The organism is Bacillus cereus group sp. BfR-BA-01379 (genome assembly GCF_022663605.1).
GTDB classification, from domain to species: Bacteria; Bacillota; Bacilli; order Bacillales; family Bacillaceae_G; genus Bacillus_A; species Bacillus_A mobilis.
On record NZ_JAKUFT010000025.1, the window covers coordinates 41,510 to 61,672 of the forward strand.

Consider the following 20,163-nt stretch of genomic DNA (forward strand, 5'->3'; position numbering starts at 1 on the left):
CTTCGGTAAAAGTGATTTTTTCTTTATATAAGGGCAATTAATATAGTCTTTCATTTCTTTCTGTTTCCTATTTCGTTTATAATATATAGTAAGAATGCAGTAAAGAAAGGGGGATGTCGGAAGGTGGTATATTTAAACGACAAACTCAGCGAAACAAAAGTGTTTAAAGACCCGGTACATAAATATGTGCACGTACGCGATCGTGTTATTTGGGATTTAATCGGAACGAAAGAATTTCAACGCTTGCGCCGTATTAAGCAGCTTGGAACGACATTTTTTACATTTCACGGTGCAGAGCATAGTCGCTTTACTCATTCGTTAGGTGTATATGAAATTATTCGTCGTATGATTGATGATGTGTTTGATGGCAGACCGAACTGGAATGCTGAAGATAGATTGTTATGTTTATGTGCGTCATTACTTCATGATGTCGGTCACGGCCCATTTTCTCACTCGTTTGAAAAGGTATTTTCATTAGATCATGAGAAATTTACGCAAAAAATTATCGTTGGAGATACGGAAATTAACCGTGTATTAAGCCGCGTGGATAAAGACTTTCCGCAAAAGGTGGCCGATGTAATCGCAAAAACATCTACTAATAAATTAGCGATTAGTATGATTTCCAGTCAAATTGATGCAGATCGTATGGACTATTTATTAAGAGATGCGTATTTCACTGGCGTAAAGTATGGAAACTTTGATATGGAACGTATACTACGTGTCATGCGTCCGTATGGGAATCAAGTAGTCATTAAAAATAGTGGTATGCATGCTGTTGAGCATTATATTATGAGTCGTTATCAAATGTATTGGCAAGTATATTTCCACCCGGTAACGCGCAGTGCCGAAGTCATTTTAACGAAGATTTTACACCGTGCAAAATCATTGCACGAGAAGTATTATACATTTAAAAATCATCCGGTTCATTTCTATTCTTTATTTGAAGAAGAAGTAACAGTAGAGGATTATTTAAAGTTAGACGAGAACGTTATGTATTATTACTTCCAAGTATGGCAAGACGAAGAAGATCCAATTTTAAGTGATTTATGCCGCCGTTTTATGAATCGAAACCTATTTAAATACGTAGAGTTTACAGATAAGCACGGTTTAGATAATTGGATGGAATTAAGTAGCTTATTCAAAAAAATTGGACTTGATCCAGAATACTATTTAGTAGTTGATTCAACATCAGACTTACCGTACGATTTTTACCGTGCTGGTGAAGAAGAAGAGCGTTTACCAATCTTACTTCTTATGCCAAATGGGGAGCTTAGAGAGCTTTCACGTGAATCGGATATTGTTGAGGCGATTACTGGTAAGAAGAGAAGGGATCAAAAATTATTCTATCCGCATGATTTAATCTATGAAGATGGAAGAAAAGGAAAATATAAAGAGAGAATCATCGAGTTACTAGAAGGAAAAAAATAAGAAGCAGCTAAGAGCTGCTTCTTATGAAAGAACTTGAAATTATTTGTCGCTTAAGCGTTTTCCGCCAACTGCATAATGGTTTTTAGACATTTCTTCGATGAAAACAACAATGTTTTCTTCAGGAGCACCAGTTGTTTCGCTTACTGCTGCTGTTACTTTCTCAGCAAGAGCTTTCTTTTGTTCCTCTGTGCGTCCTTCTAGCATTTTCACTGTTACGTATGGCATATATAATCGCTCCTTTTATGTAAGTTACACTCTTATTATAGCGGATTATAGGGAAGAACAATCGAAAAAACAAATATTTTCTTTTTTTGACATATTGAAGAGGAGATGAAGCATGGATCAGTTATTTAGATATCCGTTGCACCAAATTCCGTTGGTAGCAATGGCCATTATTATTGCATTATCAGTGCATGAATTTGCGCATGCATATGTTGCATATAAATTTGGAGACGATACAGCAAAGAAGCAAGGCCGTTTAACATTATCACCGATGGCACACTTAGATCCTATCGGGATGATTGCTGTATTAATTCTTGGTTTTGGTTGGGCAAGACCGGTACCAGTTAATCCGTATAATTTTAAAAGACCGCGTCTTGCAGGAATATTAGTTTCTATTGCGGGACCAATTAGTAACTTAATTTTAAGCGCAATCGGTTTAATTATTTGGTATAGCTTATTAAAATTTGGCGTATTGTACTCAATCCCATCTGCAGTAGCAGATACATTAGCTCAATTTTTCCAGATTTTTATTATGTTGAATATCGTTTTACTTGTCTTTAACTTATTACCAATTCCACCACTTGATGGATATCGCGTAGTGGAGGATTTAGCACCAGCAAATATTCGTGCGAAAATGACACAGTATGAAAAGTATGGAGCGATAGCGTTATTAATTCTTGTTATTACACCGCTTAGCAATTACACAATCCAGCCTATTTTTAATGTTGTTATTCCGTATGTATTAATATTTTTACAGAATATCATTGCGCCTATTTTCGGCCTTTAAACGAGGAGGAGCTTACATATGACAGAGAAAAAGAAAAAAATCGGTTTTAATATCGTGAAAAATGATTCAACGGATGGACATGGTGGTTTTGGTGTTGGAGCATTAAGTCTAGAAAATATTTCACCTGTATTTGTCGATGTACTAGAGAAAACAGCATTTGTTGATATCGGTGCAATGCATGCACGTAGTACAGTCGAGAAGGGTATTAAGTTTTTAACAAATAAAGATGAAGTTCCAAACGGAAAACCATTTTGGCTTGTTTGGGTAACGATTGAAAGAACGGCGACAGGAGCTTATTATGCAGGTGTAACAGCTTGTGAAATGACAGTTGACCGTGAAATTCGCCGCGGATATAAATCACTTCCAGAGCACGTAAACAAAATGGATAAATCAATGAAGCGTCAAATTATGGTTGACCATATGGATGAATCATCTAAAAAAGTACTTGGTACGTTCTTGAAAGAACATAATGAAGCGATTTGGAACGAATCTAGTGAAGAATTGCGCAGTGCATTATTAAGTGAATAAAAAATAGCTGACGGATGCCCGTCAGCTATTTTTTTTTACCAAGGAAGATATTTTTTCCACCAACTTGTTTTTTTCTTTTCCTCAGTTGTCTTTTCAAATTCTTCTTTATCATCAACATGATCCATACAATATTCAGTTGGTTCTGTACCTTTTGCGAAATACATTCTAACTGAAATGGGACAGTTTTTTGTAGCGATTTTTCCGTTTTCAGGGTTAATATCGACTGCAACGACGTCATTTGGTTGTTTAAACTCTTTTTTAGGTTGTCCATCTAAGCCTTTTTCCATCGTATCGGTCCATATTCTTTTTGCATATCCTTGTTCTGCTACATTTGAAATCGATTTGGGTTGATCGTATCCAACCCATACACCCGTTACGATTTGTGGGGTAAATCCAATCATCCAGCTATCCGTTTCAGTAGAACCAGACTTTCCAGCATATGTTCTTGATAACTTTGATAACATCGATTGACCAGTTACAGCAGCATAACTGCTTAGTTTTTTATTAAACATACCCGTCATCATTTCTTCCATCACAAACGCTTTGCTCCTATCAAGAACTTGCTTACTCTCTAAATGAGCATCGTATAACATATTTCCTTCATGGTCCATAATGCGGCGAATAAACATTGGTTTTACTTCTTTTCCACCGTTTGCGAACATGCTATAAGCGTTAACCATTTCAATTGGTTTTACAGGAGATGTACCGAGAGCAAGAGACGGAACATCTTTTAATGCGGTAGTAATACCGAATTGCTTCGCTGTTTTTGTAAGAATGTCTTCGCCTAAAAATAAATTGGTCTTCACGGCGTATACGTTATCAGAGACCGCAAGAGCTTGCGCCATTGTTACAAAATCGTCTGCATAATAGTCTTTATAGTTTTTCGGTTTATACTTTGAAACACCGTCACCTAAAGTGAACACAGTATATTCGCTTTTTAAGCGCGTAGCAGGGGTGAATCCTCGTTCTAATGCCGCGTAATACAGGAATGGCTTAAATGTAGATCCAGGCTGGCGAGCGGCTTGTGTAGCCCTGTTAAATTGACTCGTATTATAATCAGTTCCACCAACAAGGGCAGCTACTTCACCTGTTTTTGGATTCATAGAGACGAGCGCTGTTTGTATGTTTGTTGTGTCAGGTATGTGATCTTTTACAGCTTGCTCTGCGACCGATTGTAATTTAGGGTCTAGCGTTGTATAAATACGCAAACCACCTTTTTGTAATGCTTGTTCATCTAATCCGATATCACGCAGAAGAGAAGCTTGTACAGCATCTTGGAAATAAGGCGCAATCTCTGCTACTTTTTTCGTATCTAATGAGGCAAAGGTTAATGGCTCTTTTTTCGCTGACGTTGCTTGTTTCTTCGTAATATAACCTTGTTCTACCATTTCGTCTAATATGAGAGATTGTCGTCCTTTCGCACGATCCTCTTTTAAAAAGGGAGAGTAGACGCTAGGTCCTTTCGGAATACCTGCGAGCATACTAGCTTCCGCTAATGTTAATTCTTTTGCTGTTTTATCGAAATATAGACGAGACGCAGCTTCGATTCCGTAAGCGCCATGCCCGTAATAAATTGTATTTAAATATCCTTCTAAAATATGATTTTTATTATAGTTCACTTCAAGGCGAATTGTGTACATCGCTTCTAATAGTTTACGTTTCCACGTTTTATCATGATCTAAGTATAGGTTACGAGCATACTGTTGTGTAATCGTACTAGCACCTTGGACTTTTGCCATCGCTTTTAAATCGGCAACAATAGCGCCAGCAATACGTTTCATATCAAAACCATGATGTTTGTAGAATCGTTGATCTTCGATAGATAGTGTCGCCTCTTTTACATAAGGAGAGATTTCATTGAGAGATACATTGTAACGTTTTTGCATTTCATTACTTTGTCCGATAACAGTGTCATCATTAGCGTAAAAGACACTCGTTTGCGGGACGGCAACAGGAGGAGGTCCCATAATTTTTGCAACTATAATAATAACAAAAAAGGAAAAAACGAAAAAAAGAACAGAAGAAAACATTACGGTGAAGAAAAGACGTTTATATTTTTTAAGTTTCGGATTCATAGTTTGATCCATCTTTTTCAGCCCCTCAATACTAATACAAACATTATTGTATTAGTATTGAGGGTTTTCGGTTATTTTAAACAATGAAATTTCGAAAACAAAAAGCTCCTTTAATTAAGAAAGGAGCTCAAAGGCACGTGCTGGCCAATCGGTAATAATGACATCTACGCCGTAGTCAATCATAGTCTGTAAATCGTTGTATTCGTTAATTGTATAAGGGCGGAAAGCGTACCCTTGATTTTGTGCAAATTGGACAAATTCTTTTGTTAATAATCGAAAGTTCGGGTGTAAACCAGTTGCGTTTCTATTTTTTGCTTCAGCAATCGGATCAGCAAGTGGTGTATCATATAAAATTGCTCTTGGGATTTCAGGAGCTATTTCTGCTAGTAATGAAACAGAGCCGTGGTTAAATGATGAGAATACAATTTGATTAGATAGATGATATTCGCGAACGAGAGCGACAACTTTTTCTTCAATGTTTGGATAGTGAATGACATCTGTTTTTAACTCAATGTTGAGTTGTAACTTTGTTGTAGATAGCCAAATGAATACTTCGCGTAACGTTGGGATTTTTGCTTCATGGAAAGAAGGATCTTTATGGCTGCCAGCATCTAAAGCTTGTAATTCCGCTACCGTTTTTTCAGAAACAAGACCTATGCCATTTGTTGTACGATCTACTGTTTCGTCGTGAATCACGACAAGCTCACCATCTTTTGATAGGTGGACATCAAGTTCAATGCCATGGGCACCAATACGTTCTGCTTCTTGGAAGGCAATCATCGTGTTTTCTGGATGTGTTCCTTTTACCCCGCGATGAGCGAAAATAAGTGGTTTATTCATAGGGAAATCTCCTTATCGTTTCTTTTCTTTCATTATGAAACTGCTTTTGGAAAAATACAATTGAATAGGATAAACATTTACAAAAGTCTAACAGTTGCACGAAAGTTAACGTTAACGTAAAATGTAATAATCGAGTGAAGGGAGGAATAAACATGTATAAAATTGATGAAGTCACAAAGCAAGTTGGTTTAACAAAACGTACACTTCGTTATTATGAGGAAATTGGTTTAATTCATCCCCCTGAACGTAGTGAGGGGAACATTCGCCTGTATACAGAAGAGGATATCGCCAGAATTAAAAGGATTGTGGAAGCGAAAGAAGTGTTAGGGATTACGCTTCAAGAAATGCAACATTTCTTATCGTTAAAAGAAAGAATGGAGCAAAGAAGAAATAGTGAGAATCCTCGTGACCGCGAAGTGATTCAAGAAATTAAAGAGATGCTTGAAAAACAAGTGCAAACGCTAGACGAGAAAATGGAGCAAATGCAGCGCGTAAAGGCGGAACTCGAAGATAGTTTACATCGCGCAGCGACATTTTTAGAGAATACAAAAGGAGAGTAATCAAAATGGAGAGCAAACAAAAACTAGGGAGATTGATTACAGTGGTGGCTACCTTCCTTGCCTTTTCGGGTATAGGGGTAGTCGATCCAATCTTGCCGATTATTGCTGAAAAGATTGGTGCATCGCATTGGCAAGTAGAGATGTTATTTACAGCATATATTTTAACGATGGCAATTATGATGTTACCAGCTGGAGTATTCGCATCGAGATTTGGTGATAAACGAATGATGACGATTGGTCTTGCGATTGTGACTGTATTTGCGTTTATATGTGGTATATCGCAAACGATTGCTCAATTATCTCTTTTCCGTGCAGGATGGGGATTAGGAAATGCGATGTTCTTCGCAACGGCGATGACATTATTGATTGCATTAAGTAAAGAAGTTCATGAAGCGGTAGGATTGTATGAAGCAGCTATCGGTTTAGGGATGGCAGGCGGACCGCTATTAGGCGGGATATTAGGTGGACATTCTTGGCGTTATCCATTTTTTGCGACGAGTATTTTAATTTTCTTAGCATTTATTTTAGTTTTCTTTTTTGTAAAAGAACCGGAGCGAAAAGTGAAACGTAAAGCGGCAGGCGTGGGAGAATTACTTAACCTGGTGAAGTATAAACCGTTTATGCAAGGTGCGATTTCAGGAATGTTATATTACTACGGATTTTTCGTTGTGTTAGCATATTCACCACTTATTATGCATTTATCTGCTATTCAATTAGGATTTGTATTTTGCGGATGGGGATTAGCGTTAGCTTACGGTTCTGCAATTTTAGCCCATAAGCTAGAAGGTAAATATGAGCCGAAAACATTGTTGAAAGGCAGTTTACTCGTATTTGCGCTTTTCTTAATCGCACTATTCTTTGTGAAAATTATGTGGTTACAAATTGTATTAATTGTTCTATCAGGATTAGCATCCGGATTAAATAATGCACTATTTACAAGTTATGTAATGGATATTTCACCTTATGAAAGATCTGTTACATCAGGTGTTTATAACTTCGTTCGTTGGTTAGGTGGCGCAATTGCTCCAATCTTATCAGGAATCATCGGTCACACTGTTTCACCGCAAAGTCCGTTTTTAGTCGGTGGAATTGTTGTGCTAGTCGGTTGTGTAATGATTTTAATTCCGGTTCGAAAGCCAGTAGAAGCAGAGACAAACGCCCTTTCTTAAGAAAGGGTTTTCTTTCCTGTTGCAGGGCAATCCTTTTTCATATATATGTTAGAACCCTCTGACTAAAATATATTTTCGGTATTTTTTTACTTTTAACTATACTTTTTGGATGTTTTGTTTTATTTTTGTTAGGGGACATTAATGATGTCCCTATTATAAATTTGCATTGAGAGGCGTGATTGTACGATGGAACTATGGTTCACTGAAAAACAAACAAAACATTTTGGGATTACGGCGCGTATTAACCGCACATTACATACGGAGCAAACAGAATTCCAAAAACTTGATATGGTTGAAACGGAAGAGTTTGGAAACATGCTTATTTTAGACGGCATGGTTATGACAACAGAAAAAGATGAGTTCGTTTATCATGAAATGGTAGCGCACGTACCTTTATTTACACATCCAAACCCTGAAAACGTATTAGTTGTTGGCGGCGGTGATGGTGGTGTTATTCGTGAAGTGTTAAAACACCCAAGCGTAAAGAAAGCAACTCTTGTTGAAATCGATGGAAAAGTAATTGAGTACTCTAAACAATACTTACCATCAATTGCAGGTGCATTAGACAATGAGCGTGTAGAAGTAAAAGTAGGAGACGGTTTCCTACACATCGCAGAAAGCAAAAATGAATATGACGTAATTATGGTAGATTCTACTGAGCCAGTAGGACCAGCAGTAAACTTATTTACAAAAGGCTTCTACGCTGGAATCTCTAAAGCGTTAAAAGAAGACGGTATTTTCGTTGCACAAACGGACAACCCTTGGTTCACACCAGAACTAATTACAACTGTGTTTAAAGACGTAAAAGAAATCTTCCCAATTACTCGTTTATACACTGCGAACATTCCAACTTACCCAAGTGGTCTTTGGACGTTCACAATTGGATCTAAAAAACATGATCCATTAGAAGTAAGTGAAGAGCGTTTCCACGAAATCGAAACGAAATACTACACAAAAGAATTACACAATGCAGCATTCGCATTACCGAAATTTGTTGGCGATTTAATTAAGTAAGAGAATCGTATTGAACAAATAAAGTGTAAGTAGCTCATTTAAGGTGTTTGTCCAGAAGACTTGAACATGCTAGCTACTTACACTCCTGTAAAGAAAATCGTCTTCTTGTTATGAAACAGAAGACCCGGTAAATCGAGAAAGAGGAGCAATGCGCTCCAAATTTGAGAAATAATGAAAGGTTGGGATACCTTAAGTTCCACATAAGGAGGAAAAGAATATGCGTTTTGATGAAGCTTATTCAGGTAAAGTATTTATTAAAAGTCATCCAAGTTTTGAAGAGTCAAAGGTAGTTATTTACGGGATGCCTATGGATTGGACAGTAAGTTACCGTCCAGGTTCTCGCTTTGGCCCTGCACGTATTCGTGAAGTATCAATCGGTCTTGAAGAATATAGCCCATATTTAGATCGTGAACTAGAAGAGGTAAAATATTTTGATGCGGGTGATATCCCATTACCATTCGGAAACGCACAACGTAGTTTAGACATGATTGAAGAGTATGTATCAAAACTTTTAGATGCCGATAAGTTTCCACTAGGTCTCGGCGGTGAGCACTTAGTGTCTTGGCCAATTTTTAAGGCAATGGCAAAAAAATATCCGGATTTAGCAATCATCCATATGGATGCTCATACTGATTTACGTGAATCGTATGAAGGGGAGCCTTTATCCCACTCTACACCTATTCGTAAAGTGTGCGATTTAATTGGTCCGGAAAACGTATATTCTTTCGGTATTCGTTCTGGAATGAAGGAAGAATTCGAATGGGCAAAAGAAGTAGGTATGAACTTATATAAATTTGACGTATTAGAACCGTTAAAAGAAGTATTGCCGAAACTTGCAGGACGCCCAGTTTATGTCACAATCGACATTGACGTATTAGACCCAGCTCACGCTCCAGGAACAGGAACGTTAGAAGCTGGAGGTATCACATCTAAAGAATTATTAGATTCCATCGTAGCAATTGCAAATTCAAATATAAATGTAGTTGGAGCAGACTTAGTAGAAGTAGCCCCTGTCTACGACCATAGTGATCAAACACCAGTCGCAGCAAGCAAATTCGTGCGGGAAATGCTGCTCGGTTGGGTGAAGTAAAAGTGAAGCCGACTGTTTAGACCCGGTGACTAAGGTTCTTTCCTGCAAAAGGTGCTTTTTTACCTTTTGGCAGGGAAGGTTCTTAGACGCAAGGGTCTAGGAGGCGTAACTGGATAAAGTAAAAGCGGAAGCGGCTTGTTTAGAATGTGAGGGGGATGGAGCTTTAGACGTAGAGGCGTTTTTTGCCTCGAAGGAAGAAGCAAAGCCACCAATCATTCTAGCTGCCATAGCTGCATAAAAAAAGAGCCTCCTATATGAATAGGGGGGCTCTTTTTTTATGCAACCTTCTCTTCAGAAGTAATGCCGCGAATTTCATCAGCAGAACGAATTGGATATTTGCGGAATATGATTGATCCGATATATCCAACAATCGTGGTAACGATTCCACATAGTATAGCAGCAATTGTTACTTTTACAACGTCATTAAATCCGAATAAGACAAGAAGTCCTGGGATTGGTGATGCTGTTCCTGGCGCATTATTAACGAGCTGGAACAGAGATGTAATAATACCAGCAAGTGCACCGCCAACGAAGTTTGTCGCATAAATTGGAATTGGATTTGCTGAAACAACATCGGCTTGTGTTAAAGGCTCGATTGCTACAGCGATTGTGTCTTTCTTTGAGCAAATTTTTAGTCGCTTAAAGAAAATAAAGTTCATTGGGGCTGAGGCTGCTACGGCAAGACTACCAATTGCCATTGGTAAACCTGTTAATCCAAGCATTGCAGTTAGTGCCATAGAACTTAATGGAGAGGTAGAAATAACTGTTATTAATCCACCAAGCATAATACCCATAATGATAGGACTTTCTGTAGTTGCAACTGAAATCATAGAACCGATTTTACCGAGTGTTGCGTTCACGAGCGGATCCATAAGCATAGCCATGCCGCGCGAGATTGGTGCGGCAATAAATAAAATTGCTAAAAATTCTACACCAGCTGGTAATTTCTTTTCGAGAAATTTCACGACGAAAGCACAAACGTATCCAGCGAAAAATCCTGGCAAAATACCGAACCCACTAGTAGCGATACCGATTAACACAGCATATACGGGTGAAACACCGATTGCTAGTGCGACTAAAATTGCCGCTGCGACACCGCTCATACTACCAGAAGCTTCTCCTACTGATTGTAAAAAGTCATTATGAAACATTTCTCCACCGATATAACGGTGAAATGCTTCAATAAGAAAACTTGCGATTGCTGCATTAGCTAAAGCACCCATTGCTTTCATGCCGTAAGGAGCACGGTAACTAAAAAGTGTAAATAGACAAAGTACAACAAGTAATAGTGCTAAACCTTGCAAGATAGCCATTTGAAAACTGTCTCCTTTGATTTTTGTAATAAAAATTCGTATCATTCAATAATAATATAAAAGTTTGTTAAACGGAAAAATTTTTTGATGGGAATTTGCTATAAAGGGAAAAACTCTTACAATAATGTAAGGAAAGTGTAAGGCGTTTCGATAGAGTATAGTATGTTGTTTTTCGTATAATACATGTATAGACATAAGGTTAGTGAGAAAGAAGTGCAAACAGGAGGCGCATTTATGAAATTGGTAATTAAAGTTTTAGCTGTGTTCGCCATTATTTTAGGGGGAACAGCATATTATTTAAACACAAAAACAGAAGGTGTACATGCTTTTGTAGACAACTTCTTTTCAAATAAAGAAATACAAGATTATTATGCGGTTATAGATAAAGGTGAGAAAAAAGATGGAGAATACTTATATACCTTTAAAGGGTATACAGAAGACGGAAAGTTACAAGTTGTGAAAAGAATGATGAACCGTGAATTGCATACGGGAGCATTTATAAAAATTTATGCAAAAGGTATGCAAGGAAAAGGATGGGCTGAAATCTCAAAAGAATCAATTCCGCAAAAAGCGTTGGAAAAAATAGAAAAACCATAAAAGGAGCGACTCATTCGCTCCTTTTTTAGTGCGTTAAAATGGTAATCGATGTCTTTTCTTTGTTAGAAATGATTTTTGCACGTCCGCCAATTGGGAAAGTGAAAATCGGGGTTGTATGCCCGAAACTTGCGTTTGCAATGATAGGGATATGTGAAAGTTCAGGTTTTGCAGCGATCATTTCTTGAATGTCTTCTATCGTACATTCTGCACCTTTTTGCATCTTTCCTATAACGATGCCCTTTACGCACTCAAAATCTTGTTGCTGCATAAGGGAATGTAAATAACGATCAAAAGTTTTAAGAGTAGCTGTTCCAGTTAAACTATCCTCTTCAAGAAATAAAATTTTATCCTGTAAATTTGGCATATACGGTGTACCTTGTAGTAAATTCAATGTGCTCATATTACCACCGATAATCACTCCAGTTGCTTCGCCTTCGTGAATGGAAACGTATCCTTCATTTTTAATGAACTCTCGATTTTCCTGATCGATGTACCAAGAATCATCGCTCCATTTTTCAGATGGCAGGACTTCAATAGGCTCATTAGAAGTTAAGCTTTTTAAAAAGTAATCAGTCGTATATTCGAGACCTTTTTCCATTCCAAATGAAGAGAAATGGGGTCCTGAATATGTAACGAGTCCTGTTTTTGCGTAGATGGCATTATTTAAAGCGGTAATATCAGAATAGCCACAGAAAAACTTTGGATTTTCTCGAATTAAATCATAATCGAGATGTTTCAATAAACCATTAGAGTTGTATCCGCCAAGTGTCGTTAAAATGGCCTTTACATTCGGGTCTCTAAATGCTTCATGGAGGTCTTGAATGCGTGAAGAAATGGAAGAAGAAGCAAATCGATCGATCTCATCAGCATATGTTGAGAATGTAACTTGAAAGCCCATGTCAGTTAATCTTTTTATAGCAAGCTCTTGGTTCGTATTTGAGACAATACTTAAACTACAAGATGGTGAAATGACTCTAATTTCATCACCTTTTTTCAATTTTGTTGGTAGCACTTAACTCACCTCTTTAAATGAAAGAATATTTAGATTTAAAAAATATTTTATCATATGAAATAAAGTGAAAGTGAATTATTTTTTGAAAAGGAGTTTTCCTGATTTTTCAGCAGACAGACAGAGGTTTTTTTTGATATGATAGGAAAAGTGATTTATTATAAGTAATATTTAATATCTATAACATGTGAAGGGTGTGCAAGACGTGGAGAAACAACTTGCAGGCTTGCCGGTACACGTTCATTTCGTAACAGAAATCCGTGAAGGGGCGAGGAAGGAAACCGTTGCTTTTGAAGCAAATGGTCAATACTATGTAAAAGGTCAAGGTACATATGTAACATTCCAAGAGCCGAACGAACAGGGCGAAGTGAAAACAATTATTAAAATTCAAGGTGAACAAGTTCTCATTATGCGTTCAGGTGCTGTTTCAATGCGTCAAACGCATGTGAAAGGTGAATGGACAACTGGTACGTATACGAGTGAACTTGGTACGTTTGCATTGCAAACGAAAACGGATAACGTTCTTTTTAAATGGTCGGATGAAAAGAAAAAAGGACAACTCTTCTTAACGTACGCATTGCTTCTAAGTGAACAAGAAGCTGGCAGATATACAATTACACTTAATTTGAAGGAGGCAAAATAATGAATTCTTTAGAACAAGTAAAAGGATTAATTAAAGAAGAAATTCAAGCTGCTGTATTAAAGGCAGAATTAGCGACAGAAGAACAGATTCCAAACGTTGTATTAGAATCTCCAAAAGATAAAACAAACGGTGATTTCTCTACAAATATGGCAATGCAACTTGCACGCGTTGCGAAAAAAGCACCTCGTATGATTGCAGAAGAATTAGTTGCAAACTTCGATAAAGCAAAAGCTTCTATTGAAAAAATTGAAATCGCAGGTCCTGGTTTCATTAACTTCTACATGGATAATAGCTACTTAACAGACTTAATCCCAACAATCGTTAACGCTGGCGAAGCTTACGGTGAAACGAATACTGGTAAAGGTGAAAAAGTACAAATTGAGTTCGTATCTGCAAACCCAACAGGTGACCTTCACTTAGGACATGCACGTGGTGCGGCAGTGGGTGACACGTTATGTAACGTATTAGCAAAAGCAGGGTACGATGTATCTCGTGAGTACTACATTAATGACGCTGGTAACCAAATTCATAACTTAGCTCTTTCTGTTGAAGCTCGTTACATGCAAGCTTTAGGGCTAGAGAAAGAAATGCCAGAAGACGGATACCATGGTGCGGACATCATTGGAATCGGTAAGCTTTTAGCTGAAGAATTTGGTGATCGTTATGCAAAAGCTGATGCAGAAGAAAGCTATGAGTTCTATCGTTCATACGGTTTAAAATATGAGCTAGCAAAACTTCAAAAAGACTTAGAAAGCTTCCGTGTTAAATTCGATGTATGGTTCTCAGAAACATCATTATACAAAAACGGAAAAATCGATGCTGCACTTGCAGTGTTAAAAGAGCGTGATGAGATCTTTGAAGAAGGCGGCGCAACTTGGTTCCGTTCTATGACTTACGGTGACGACAAGAACCGTGTATTAATTAAAAACGACGGTTCTTACACATACTTAACGCCAGACATCGCTTACCACCGTGATAAATTAGAGCGTGGTTTCGATAAGTTAATCAACATTTGGGGTGCTGACCACCACGGTTACATTCCTCGTATGAAAGCTGCTATTCAAGCGCTTGGTTACGATAAAGAAACACTTGAAGTAGAAATTATCCAAATGGTACAACTGTACCAAAATGGTGAAAAAATGAAGATGAGTAAGCGTACAGGTAAAGCAGTTACACTTCGTGAGCTTATGGAAGAAGTAGGCGTGGACGCAATGCGTTACTTCTTCGCAATGCGTAGCGGTGATTCTCATTTAGACTTCGATATGGACTTAGCTGTATCAAAATCTAATGAAAACCCAGTATACTATGCACAGTATGCTCATGCTCGCGTATGCAGTATCCTTCGTCAAGGTGAAGAGTTAGGATTAGCTACAGGCGGAGACGTGAACTACAAACTTGTTACTTCTGAGAAAGAAGTAGAGTTACTGAAAAAACTTGGTGAATTCCCAGCTGTAGTTGCGGATGCAGCGCAAAAACGTCTGCCACACCGCATTACAAGCTATGCATTTGAATTAGCAGCAGCATTACACAGCTTCTACAATGCAGAAAAAGTATTAAATCAAGACAACTTAGAATTAAGTAAAGCTCGCTATGAGTTAATGAAGGCAGTACGTACTACACTTCAAAACGCATTAGCAATCGTAGGAGTATCTGCACCAGAAAAAATGTAATAGAGAAAAGCGGAAGCGGCTCGTTCAGAATAGGAGGGGGATGGAGCTCCTGACAGAGAGGCGTACTTTGCCTCGGAGGAAGGCGCGAAGCCACCGAGTATTCTAGCCGCTGGAGCTGGACAATAAAGAAAAGCGGAGCCGACTGTTTAGTCCCGCGGGCTAAGGTTCTTTCCCACAGAAGATGCATTTTATCTTCTTGTGGGGAAGGTTCTTAGGCAGAAGGGGCTAGGAGGCAGAGTTGGACATAAAGAAAAGCGAAGCCGACTTTGCGCTTTTAGTAAAAGGCAATCACACGATGTTGTGATTGCCTTTTTGTATGGAAATAATAAAAAAATAAAATTTTATCAAACAAAAGGAGAATTTGCGTCGTCTTATATAAATGACAGGAGGTTTAAGATGGAAGAAAAGGTAGAAGAATTAATTGATATATATAAGCAGCAAATATATTCCTTATGCTATAAATTAGCGAAAACGAAAGAAGATGCAGAAGATATTTTTCAGGAGACTTGGATAAAAGTTTTTTCCTCTAGGCACCAGCTTTTCTGCGTGGAAAATTATAAAAAATGGATTACTACAATTTGTGTTCGTACGTTTTATGACTTTTATCGTAAGAAGAAAAGGTGGAAAGATCGCGTATTAGATTTGTTTCATAAAGAGTATGGGGGAGAAGTCGATTTCGCAGATGAAGTGGATATATCAGAAGAATTGATTCAAAAAGTGGAAGCGGAAATGATACGGGAAGTTATACAGTTATTGAATGAAAAATATAAAACCGTGCTCGTACTCTACTATTATGAACAATACTCTTATAAAGAAATGAGCGAAATATTAAATATACCGATTGGTACGGTGAAATACCGCCTTAATTATGCGAAGAAGCAAATGCGGGAACATTTGGAGGGGGTCGATTATGACGGGAGATAAGTTTGATCAAAAGATAAAAAGTAGCTTAGCGGGAGAGGTGATTCCTAGCTCAGAGCTGCTAAACAATACGAAAAATAGTGTGCGAAAGGCTCGGAAATTAGAGAAAAGATGGTTTGTTTTTATACATGTTATTTGGATTGTATTATTAACAGTTGTTGTAGAACAGTTTGTTGTTCATTTAGATAATAAAATACCTATCATAATAGCAATTGTTATAGTGATGCACTTATACATTCCGATATATGTTGTCATACAGTCATTTTTAAAGAAGGAGTATAAATTACATGATAGAGTTCGCTAATCCATTTGTAGTATTTGAGATAGCTGGGATTACAATGCTTTTGACTCTTATAGCACTTTTAGTATGTGTAGCATCATGGGTATATACAGATGCAAAAACGCATGGAATAAGTAAGTGGTGGAGTGTTATAGCGATTGTATTGCCATTTTTTATTGGGGTTTTGTTATATATGATACGAAGAAGTAAAAAGAAAATAGAAGGAGAACATACAATGAAGGCTATGAAAAAACAAAAGATAACATTAATTGTCATATTTGCAAGTGCAATGTTTGTATTGCTGAGCGGCTTTGCTTTCGTTCAAACGTTAGATGATATGTGGAAAGCCGGTGATATATATTTAGAAAGTGAGAAGCAAGGAGAGACAAGTTATGAAACAAAATTCTCATCATGGGATATTGCTGGGAAAGGTATTGAAATTCAGTACGAGAAAGATACAGAAGTGACATTTTCTTATGAGACAGATGCAAAACGTGGTAATTTATGCTTTAGCTTGTATGAAAGAAAAGGGGAAGGGATAAAAGAGTTAAAGGAAACTTGTGAATCGAAAAAAGGTACTTTTACAGTTACATTAAAAGCGAATGAAAAATATGTGTTTAATATAAGTGGTGTAATGGTGAAAGATGGATTTGTGAAAGTGAATTGGGAAGCAAAATAAAGAGCCTTGAGAAAGGCCCTTTATTTTATTGGATAGTATAAGTAACAGAAAAGCTAACAGGACTATAGTAAACGAAAGGTGCATGAAATTGAACGTACATATTTCCATCTGTTTTTGCAGTGAAAATTCTGCCGTACCCATCAGAATAACGCCCGATAAGGTTATGATTTGAGTCATAAACACTGTAACTAGGAGTTTTGCTATTAGGTTGAATTGTTAACTCTTGTCCCTTTTGAAGGAAAACAGGTTCTTGTTCAGAACTACTTCCAGTTTGCAAGGAATAAAATTTTGTAAAGCTGTGTTCTTGAACGGCAGCAGCGACCTTGGTTTCGGGAATAAACGCGGTAGCACCAGTAATTCCTGCTAAAGTTAACGCACCGGCTAAAATCATTTTTTTCATAGTAGAAAAAGCCTCCTTATTAGTTGTAATCATTTTTGTTACAGTTAATATTGTATATGATAATGAGCAGGAGGAAATATGCTTTTATGCATATATGTATTTTCTCAATAAAAGACCACTGATAAAAATCAGTGGTCTTTTAAATGGTTAAGCAGCTTTCTGTTCAGTTTGAGTAACTGGTTTTTGAAGTGTATTATAAACTCCTGTCCCGATAACCTCTAATGCCATCTTCATACGTTCAGGTGAAATGTTTTCTAACACATTATCTTGAGGTGTATGGTATACCTTCTCAATATGGTAGATTAATGGATTCCAACTATCGACACCCATCCAAATAAATAGAGCGGCAGGAATACCAACTTCAGCAAATGGGACGTGATCACTAGAGCCGAATTTCCCTTGCAGTACGAGGTCATTATTTAATTGTTTACCTGCTTGTAAGGCCGCGTCTGTTACAAGATTTGGAGAACCGTTAGGCGTCATGGCATATAAATTCTTTGCTTTATCGTAATTTGTTGCAACCATGTCTGCATTAAAGACACCTAAAATTCGATTGCGTTCTTTTTGGGGCAGACTATTAACGTAATAATCGGAGCCAAGTAAGCCAGTCTCTTCAGAACCAAAAGCAATAAAACGAATTTCTTTATCAGTTTCTACATTTTGGAAAGCACGAGCTAACTCTAATACTAATCCTGTACCAGAAGCATTATCGTTTGCTCCAGGTGCTCCAACTACGCTATCATAGTGCGAACTTACAACGACAGCTTTTTCATTACCTTTACTATTTTTTGGTTTCTTTTTAGCGATGACATTTAGTGATGTTAATTTAGATTCATGTCTCGCCTTTAGAGAAAGAATTGTTGTCCCTTTTTTAGCGATTTCCTCTTTAAATGCATTTCCTTGCGCATAAGCAAGACCGAAGACAGGGATAGACTGCTTTTTCGTTAGGCGGGGATTGAAGGTTTGCCCATAATTTCCGCGTCCGCCAATTAAACTGTATAAAAGGATACCTTTGGCTCCTTTGCTAACAGCATTTTCAACTTGTTTATTATAGTCTGCAACTGTTGTTCCTCTTTCAAATAGAACAATTTTTCCGTTTACTTCATTGGGGATATCTTCTAATTTTGTCCCACCTTGAACAAAGATAAGAGGGGCTGTAACAGCTTCTGTAGAAATTAGTGCGTTAGGGGCAGCGCCAGCTTGCCAATTACGCTTTGTGGATAATGGTGAGTCAATAAATCCAACGTATTGATCAGGCACTTGAAATGGTTGATATTCTACTTCATAGCCCATTGATTTAAGTTGCATACCAACGTAGCGAGAAGCCCATTCTTCTGATTTTGTCCCACCAGGGCGAGGACCAATTGTTTCGGATAAGAAACGAATGTGTTCGATGGCGCGGCTTGCATCAACTTGTTTGGTGATAGGTGAAGTCTGTGTGATTTCTGACGTAGAATCAGCTTTGGCTTGTCCGATTGGAGCTAAGCTAACAGCGAGTGATACAGCAAGCAAAGAGCTTACTATTTTTTGTTTCAAAGATTTTTTCATTTTTTCCTCTCCTATTCTTCTATTCTCTCTGACTGACAAAAGAAGACGGATAACGACTTCATTTTACCGTTATCCCCTTGTTTTTTCAATATTCTGACATTGAGAAATAAAAAACGCTATATGCATATTTGCATATTTTTGATGGAGATATGTATGCTATCATTTTAAATGAAGGTTCGCTTTCTGCTTGGAAAGCTCCTACATTGCATGAATCTAGTGTACCCAAACTTTAGATTATGTAGAGAAAAGAATCCTATAGGGTTCTTTTCTCGTGTTTGAATCATGTGATGATAAATATGTTTCCGCATTTCATACTTATCATCAGTGATATATGTAAGGCATCCATATGAAAATACGAGGCTGTTCAAAGGTTTTCCGTACTTTTGGGCAGCCTCACCCCGTTAAAAGGACGATACTCTATGTATCGTCCTTTTTTGCATAAAAAAACACCCAATCAAATGTTCACTTGATTGGGTGTGAAAAACTATTAATAATATTTTTTTCGTTTTGTAGCTAAAATACTTAACAATCCAGCTAGTAGAAGTACGATGCCTACTGTTTGAGTAGGATCATTTTTGTGACCTGTATTTGGAAGTTCTTTACCTTTATTTCGGTCATCTTGCTGTTTGTTTGTTTGTGTTTCAGGGTTTTCTTTTTCTAGTTCTTCAGAAGTTCCCTTACCATGTGTTTCAGGATTACCTTTTTCTAGTTCTTCGGAAGTTTCTTTACCATGTGTTTCAGGATTACCTTTTTCTAGTTCTTCAGAAGTTTCTTTACCTGTTTCCTCTTCTTTATTAGGAGGAGTAATTGGTTTATCATCTCCACCTGGTGAAGAATCAACTTTTTTATTTGAAACTGTAATTTGTAGTGGTGCAGCTTGAGCTTTTTCAATTGTAAAGTTTATCGGTGATGCATCCAATTGATAGCCAGCAGGAGCCTTTGTTTCCACTAATTGATAATTACCAGGTTTCAAATCATTTACGATTAATTTACCATGTCCGTCTGTTTGTAAACCTTCTCGTACTACTTTTCCGTCTTGGTCTAAAATATTGAAAATGGCACCTTCAAGTGTTCCATGGTGATCAATATCAACTTTAGTTAACTCCATTGAACCTGTCGTTAAACTATTTAAAGCTGTAACAGAAGTAACTTGAGATTGTCCTTTCGTAATTGTGAAAGGAATTGGCTTAGCGCTTAAATCATATCCAGTAGGAGCTTTCGTTTCAACGAATTGATAGTCTCCCGGACGTAAATTAGAAACAGAGATTTTTCCATCTTTATCAGTAGTTAAATCAGAACGAACGTCGTTACCGTTTTGATCAACGATTTTAAAGATAGCACCTTCAAGAGTAGAGTTGTCAATGTCGTCGACTTTAGTTAATTCCACAGC

General features: G+C 37.4%; 21 protein-coding genes. 13 read left to right on the plus strand and 8 right to left on the minus strand.

Translation table 11 applies throughout. The annotated features are described in order from the left end of the window. Window positions 1-123: 123 nt before the first annotated feature. Entirely contained in the window at window positions 124-1,428 is a 1,305-nt protein-coding gene (locus MR113_RS12000; protein WP_000262748.1) for an HD domain-containing protein, read from the plus strand. 39 nt (window positions 1,429-1,467) lie between these two features. Here MR113_RS12000 and MR113_RS12005 read toward each other — a convergent pair whose 3' ends face one another. Beyond that, complete coding sequence (locus MR113_RS12005) at window positions 1,468-1,653, minus strand: 2-hydroxymuconate tautomerase (RefSeq protein ID WP_001147171.1); 186 nt, start codon at window positions 1,651-1,653, stop codon at window positions 1,468-1,470. 112 nt (window positions 1,654-1,765) lie between these two features. On the opposite strand from MR113_RS12005, the gene MR113_RS12010 reads away from it, so the two are divergent. Both MR113_RS12010 and MR113_RS12015 read left to right on the plus strand, forming a co-directional pair. Next, entirely contained in the window at window positions 1,766-2,437 is a 672-nt protein-coding gene (locus MR113_RS12010) for a site-2 protease family protein (protein WP_097817113.1), read from the plus strand. Between the two features lie 18 nt (window positions 2,438-2,455). Continuing rightward, window positions 2,456-2,965 carry a YwhD family protein gene (locus tag MR113_RS12015; RefSeq protein ID WP_242254431.1) on the plus strand — a complete coding sequence of 170 codons (510 nt, stop codon included), beginning with the start codon at window positions 2,456-2,458 and terminating at the stop codon, window positions 2,963-2,965. A 35-nt stretch (window positions 2,966-3,000) separates the two neighbouring features. Here the strand turns inward: MR113_RS12015 and MR113_RS12020 are convergent, their stop codons facing one another. Both MR113_RS12020 and MR113_RS12025 read right to left on the minus strand, forming a co-directional pair. Further along, entirely contained in the window at window positions 3,001-5,052 is a 2,052-nt protein-coding gene (locus MR113_RS12020; protein ID WP_242254432.1) for a transglycosylase domain-containing protein, read from the minus strand. A 102-nt stretch (window positions 5,053-5,154) separates the two neighbouring features. Further along, window positions 5,155-5,880 carry a glycerophosphodiester phosphodiesterase gene (locus MR113_RS12025; protein WP_088023417.1) on the minus strand — a complete coding sequence of 242 codons (726 nt, stop codon included), beginning with the start codon at window positions 5,878-5,880 and terminating at the stop codon, window positions 5,155-5,157. 152 nt (window positions 5,881-6,032) lie between these two features. Here MR113_RS12025 and MR113_RS12030 point away from each other — a divergent pair, with 152 nt between their 5' ends. The 4 genes from MR113_RS12030 (at window position 6,033) to speB (ending at window position 9,713) form a co-directional block, all read left to right on the plus strand. After that, a complete protein-coding gene (locus MR113_RS12030) occupies window positions 6,033-6,440 on the plus strand; it encodes a MerR family transcriptional regulator (RefSeq protein WP_222661311.1) in 408 nt (135 codons plus the stop codon). A 5-nt stretch (window positions 6,441-6,445) separates the two neighbouring features. Beyond that, window positions 6,446-7,609, plus strand: a complete 1,164-nt coding sequence (locus MR113_RS12035) for an MFS transporter (RefSeq protein WP_242254433.1) — start codon at window positions 6,446-6,448, stop codon at window positions 7,607-7,609. 186 nt (window positions 7,610-7,795) lie between these two features. Next, complete coding sequence (gene speE, locus MR113_RS12040) at window positions 7,796-8,623, plus strand: polyamine aminopropyltransferase (protein ID WP_242254435.1); 828 nt, start codon at window positions 7,796-7,798, stop codon at window positions 8,621-8,623. A 217-nt stretch (window positions 8,624-8,840) separates the two neighbouring features. After that, window positions 8,841-9,713: an agmatinase gene (speB, locus tag MR113_RS12045; protein WP_001209831.1), complete on the plus strand. Its 873-nt coding sequence runs from the start codon at window positions 8,841-8,843 to the stop codon at window positions 9,711-9,713. A gap of 275 nt (window positions 9,714-9,988) precedes the next feature. On the opposite strand, the gene MR113_RS12050 is transcribed toward speB, so the two are convergent. Further along, window positions 9,989-11,026 carry a PTS sugar transporter subunit IIC gene (locus MR113_RS12050; RefSeq protein WP_242254437.1) on the minus strand — a complete coding sequence of 346 codons (1,038 nt, stop codon included), beginning with the start codon at window positions 11,024-11,026 and terminating at the stop codon, window positions 9,989-9,991. A gap of 234 nt (window positions 11,027-11,260) precedes the next feature. Here MR113_RS12050 and MR113_RS12055 point away from each other — a divergent pair, with 234 nt between their 5' ends. Then, window positions 11,261-11,623, plus strand: coding sequence for a YxeA family protein (locus MR113_RS12055; protein WP_061680051.1), 363 nt, complete (start codon window positions 11,261-11,263; stop codon window positions 11,621-11,623). A 25-nt stretch (window positions 11,624-11,648) separates the two neighbouring features. Here the strand turns inward: MR113_RS12055 and MR113_RS12060 are convergent, their stop codons facing one another. Continuing rightward, a complete protein-coding gene (locus MR113_RS12060; RefSeq protein WP_242254439.1) occupies window positions 11,649-12,635 on the minus strand; it encodes a S66 family peptidase in 987 nt (328 codons plus the stop codon). 202 nt (window positions 12,636-12,837) lie between these two features. On the opposite strand from MR113_RS12060, the gene MR113_RS12065 reads away from it, so the two are divergent. From MR113_RS12065 to MR113_RS12085, 5 genes are all read left to right on the plus strand, one after another. Beyond that, the gene (locus tag MR113_RS12065; RefSeq protein WP_000414871.1) at window positions 12,838-13,275 is read left to right on the plus strand and encodes a YwiB family protein; all 438 of its coding nucleotides are present in this window, start codon (window positions 12,838-12,840) and stop codon (window positions 13,273-13,275) included. Then, the gene (gene argS, locus MR113_RS12070) at window positions 13,275-14,945 is read left to right on the plus strand and encodes an arginine--tRNA ligase (RefSeq protein WP_001086441.1); all 1,671 of its coding nucleotides are present in this window, start codon (window positions 13,275-13,277) and stop codon (window positions 14,943-14,945) included. The genes MR113_RS12065 and argS overlap by 1 nt, the downstream gene beginning before the upstream one ends. 396 nt (window positions 14,946-15,341) lie before the next feature. After that, the gene (locus MR113_RS12075; RefSeq protein ID WP_242254441.1) at window positions 15,342-15,869 is read left to right on the plus strand and encodes an RNA polymerase sigma factor; all 528 of its coding nucleotides are present in this window, start codon (window positions 15,342-15,344) and stop codon (window positions 15,867-15,869) included. Continuing rightward, the gene (locus MR113_RS12080) at window positions 15,856-16,170 is read left to right on the plus strand and encodes an anti-sigma factor (protein ID WP_242254444.1); all 315 of its coding nucleotides are present in this window, start codon (window positions 15,856-15,858) and stop codon (window positions 16,168-16,170) included. The genes MR113_RS12075 and MR113_RS12080 overlap by 14 nt, the downstream gene beginning before the upstream one ends. After that, window positions 16,154-16,825, plus strand: coding sequence for an anti-sigma factor (locus MR113_RS12085; RefSeq protein ID WP_242254446.1), 672 nt, complete (start codon window positions 16,154-16,156; stop codon window positions 16,823-16,825). The genes MR113_RS12080 and MR113_RS12085 overlap by 17 nt, the downstream gene beginning before the upstream one ends. A gap of 25 nt (window positions 16,826-16,850) precedes the next feature. On the opposite strand, the gene MR113_RS12090 is transcribed toward MR113_RS12085, so the two are convergent. From MR113_RS12090 to MR113_RS12100, 3 genes are all read right to left on the minus strand, one after another. Beyond that, on the minus strand, window positions 16,851-17,225 hold the full coding sequence (locus MR113_RS12090; RefSeq protein ID WP_242254447.1) for a hypothetical protein: 375 nt from the start codon (window positions 17,223-17,225) through the stop codon (window positions 16,851-16,853). Window positions 17,226-17,372: 147 nt separating this feature from the next. Continuing rightward, window positions 17,373-18,773, minus strand: a complete 1,401-nt coding sequence (locus MR113_RS12095; RefSeq protein ID WP_242254449.1) for a M28 family metallopeptidase — start codon at window positions 18,771-18,773, stop codon at window positions 17,373-17,375. A gap of 487 nt (window positions 18,774-19,260) precedes the next feature. Further along, window positions 19,261-20,163, minus strand: a 903-nt coding sequence (locus MR113_RS12100; protein WP_242254451.1) for an MSCRAMM family protein, incomplete at its 5' end; no start/stop codon positions are given.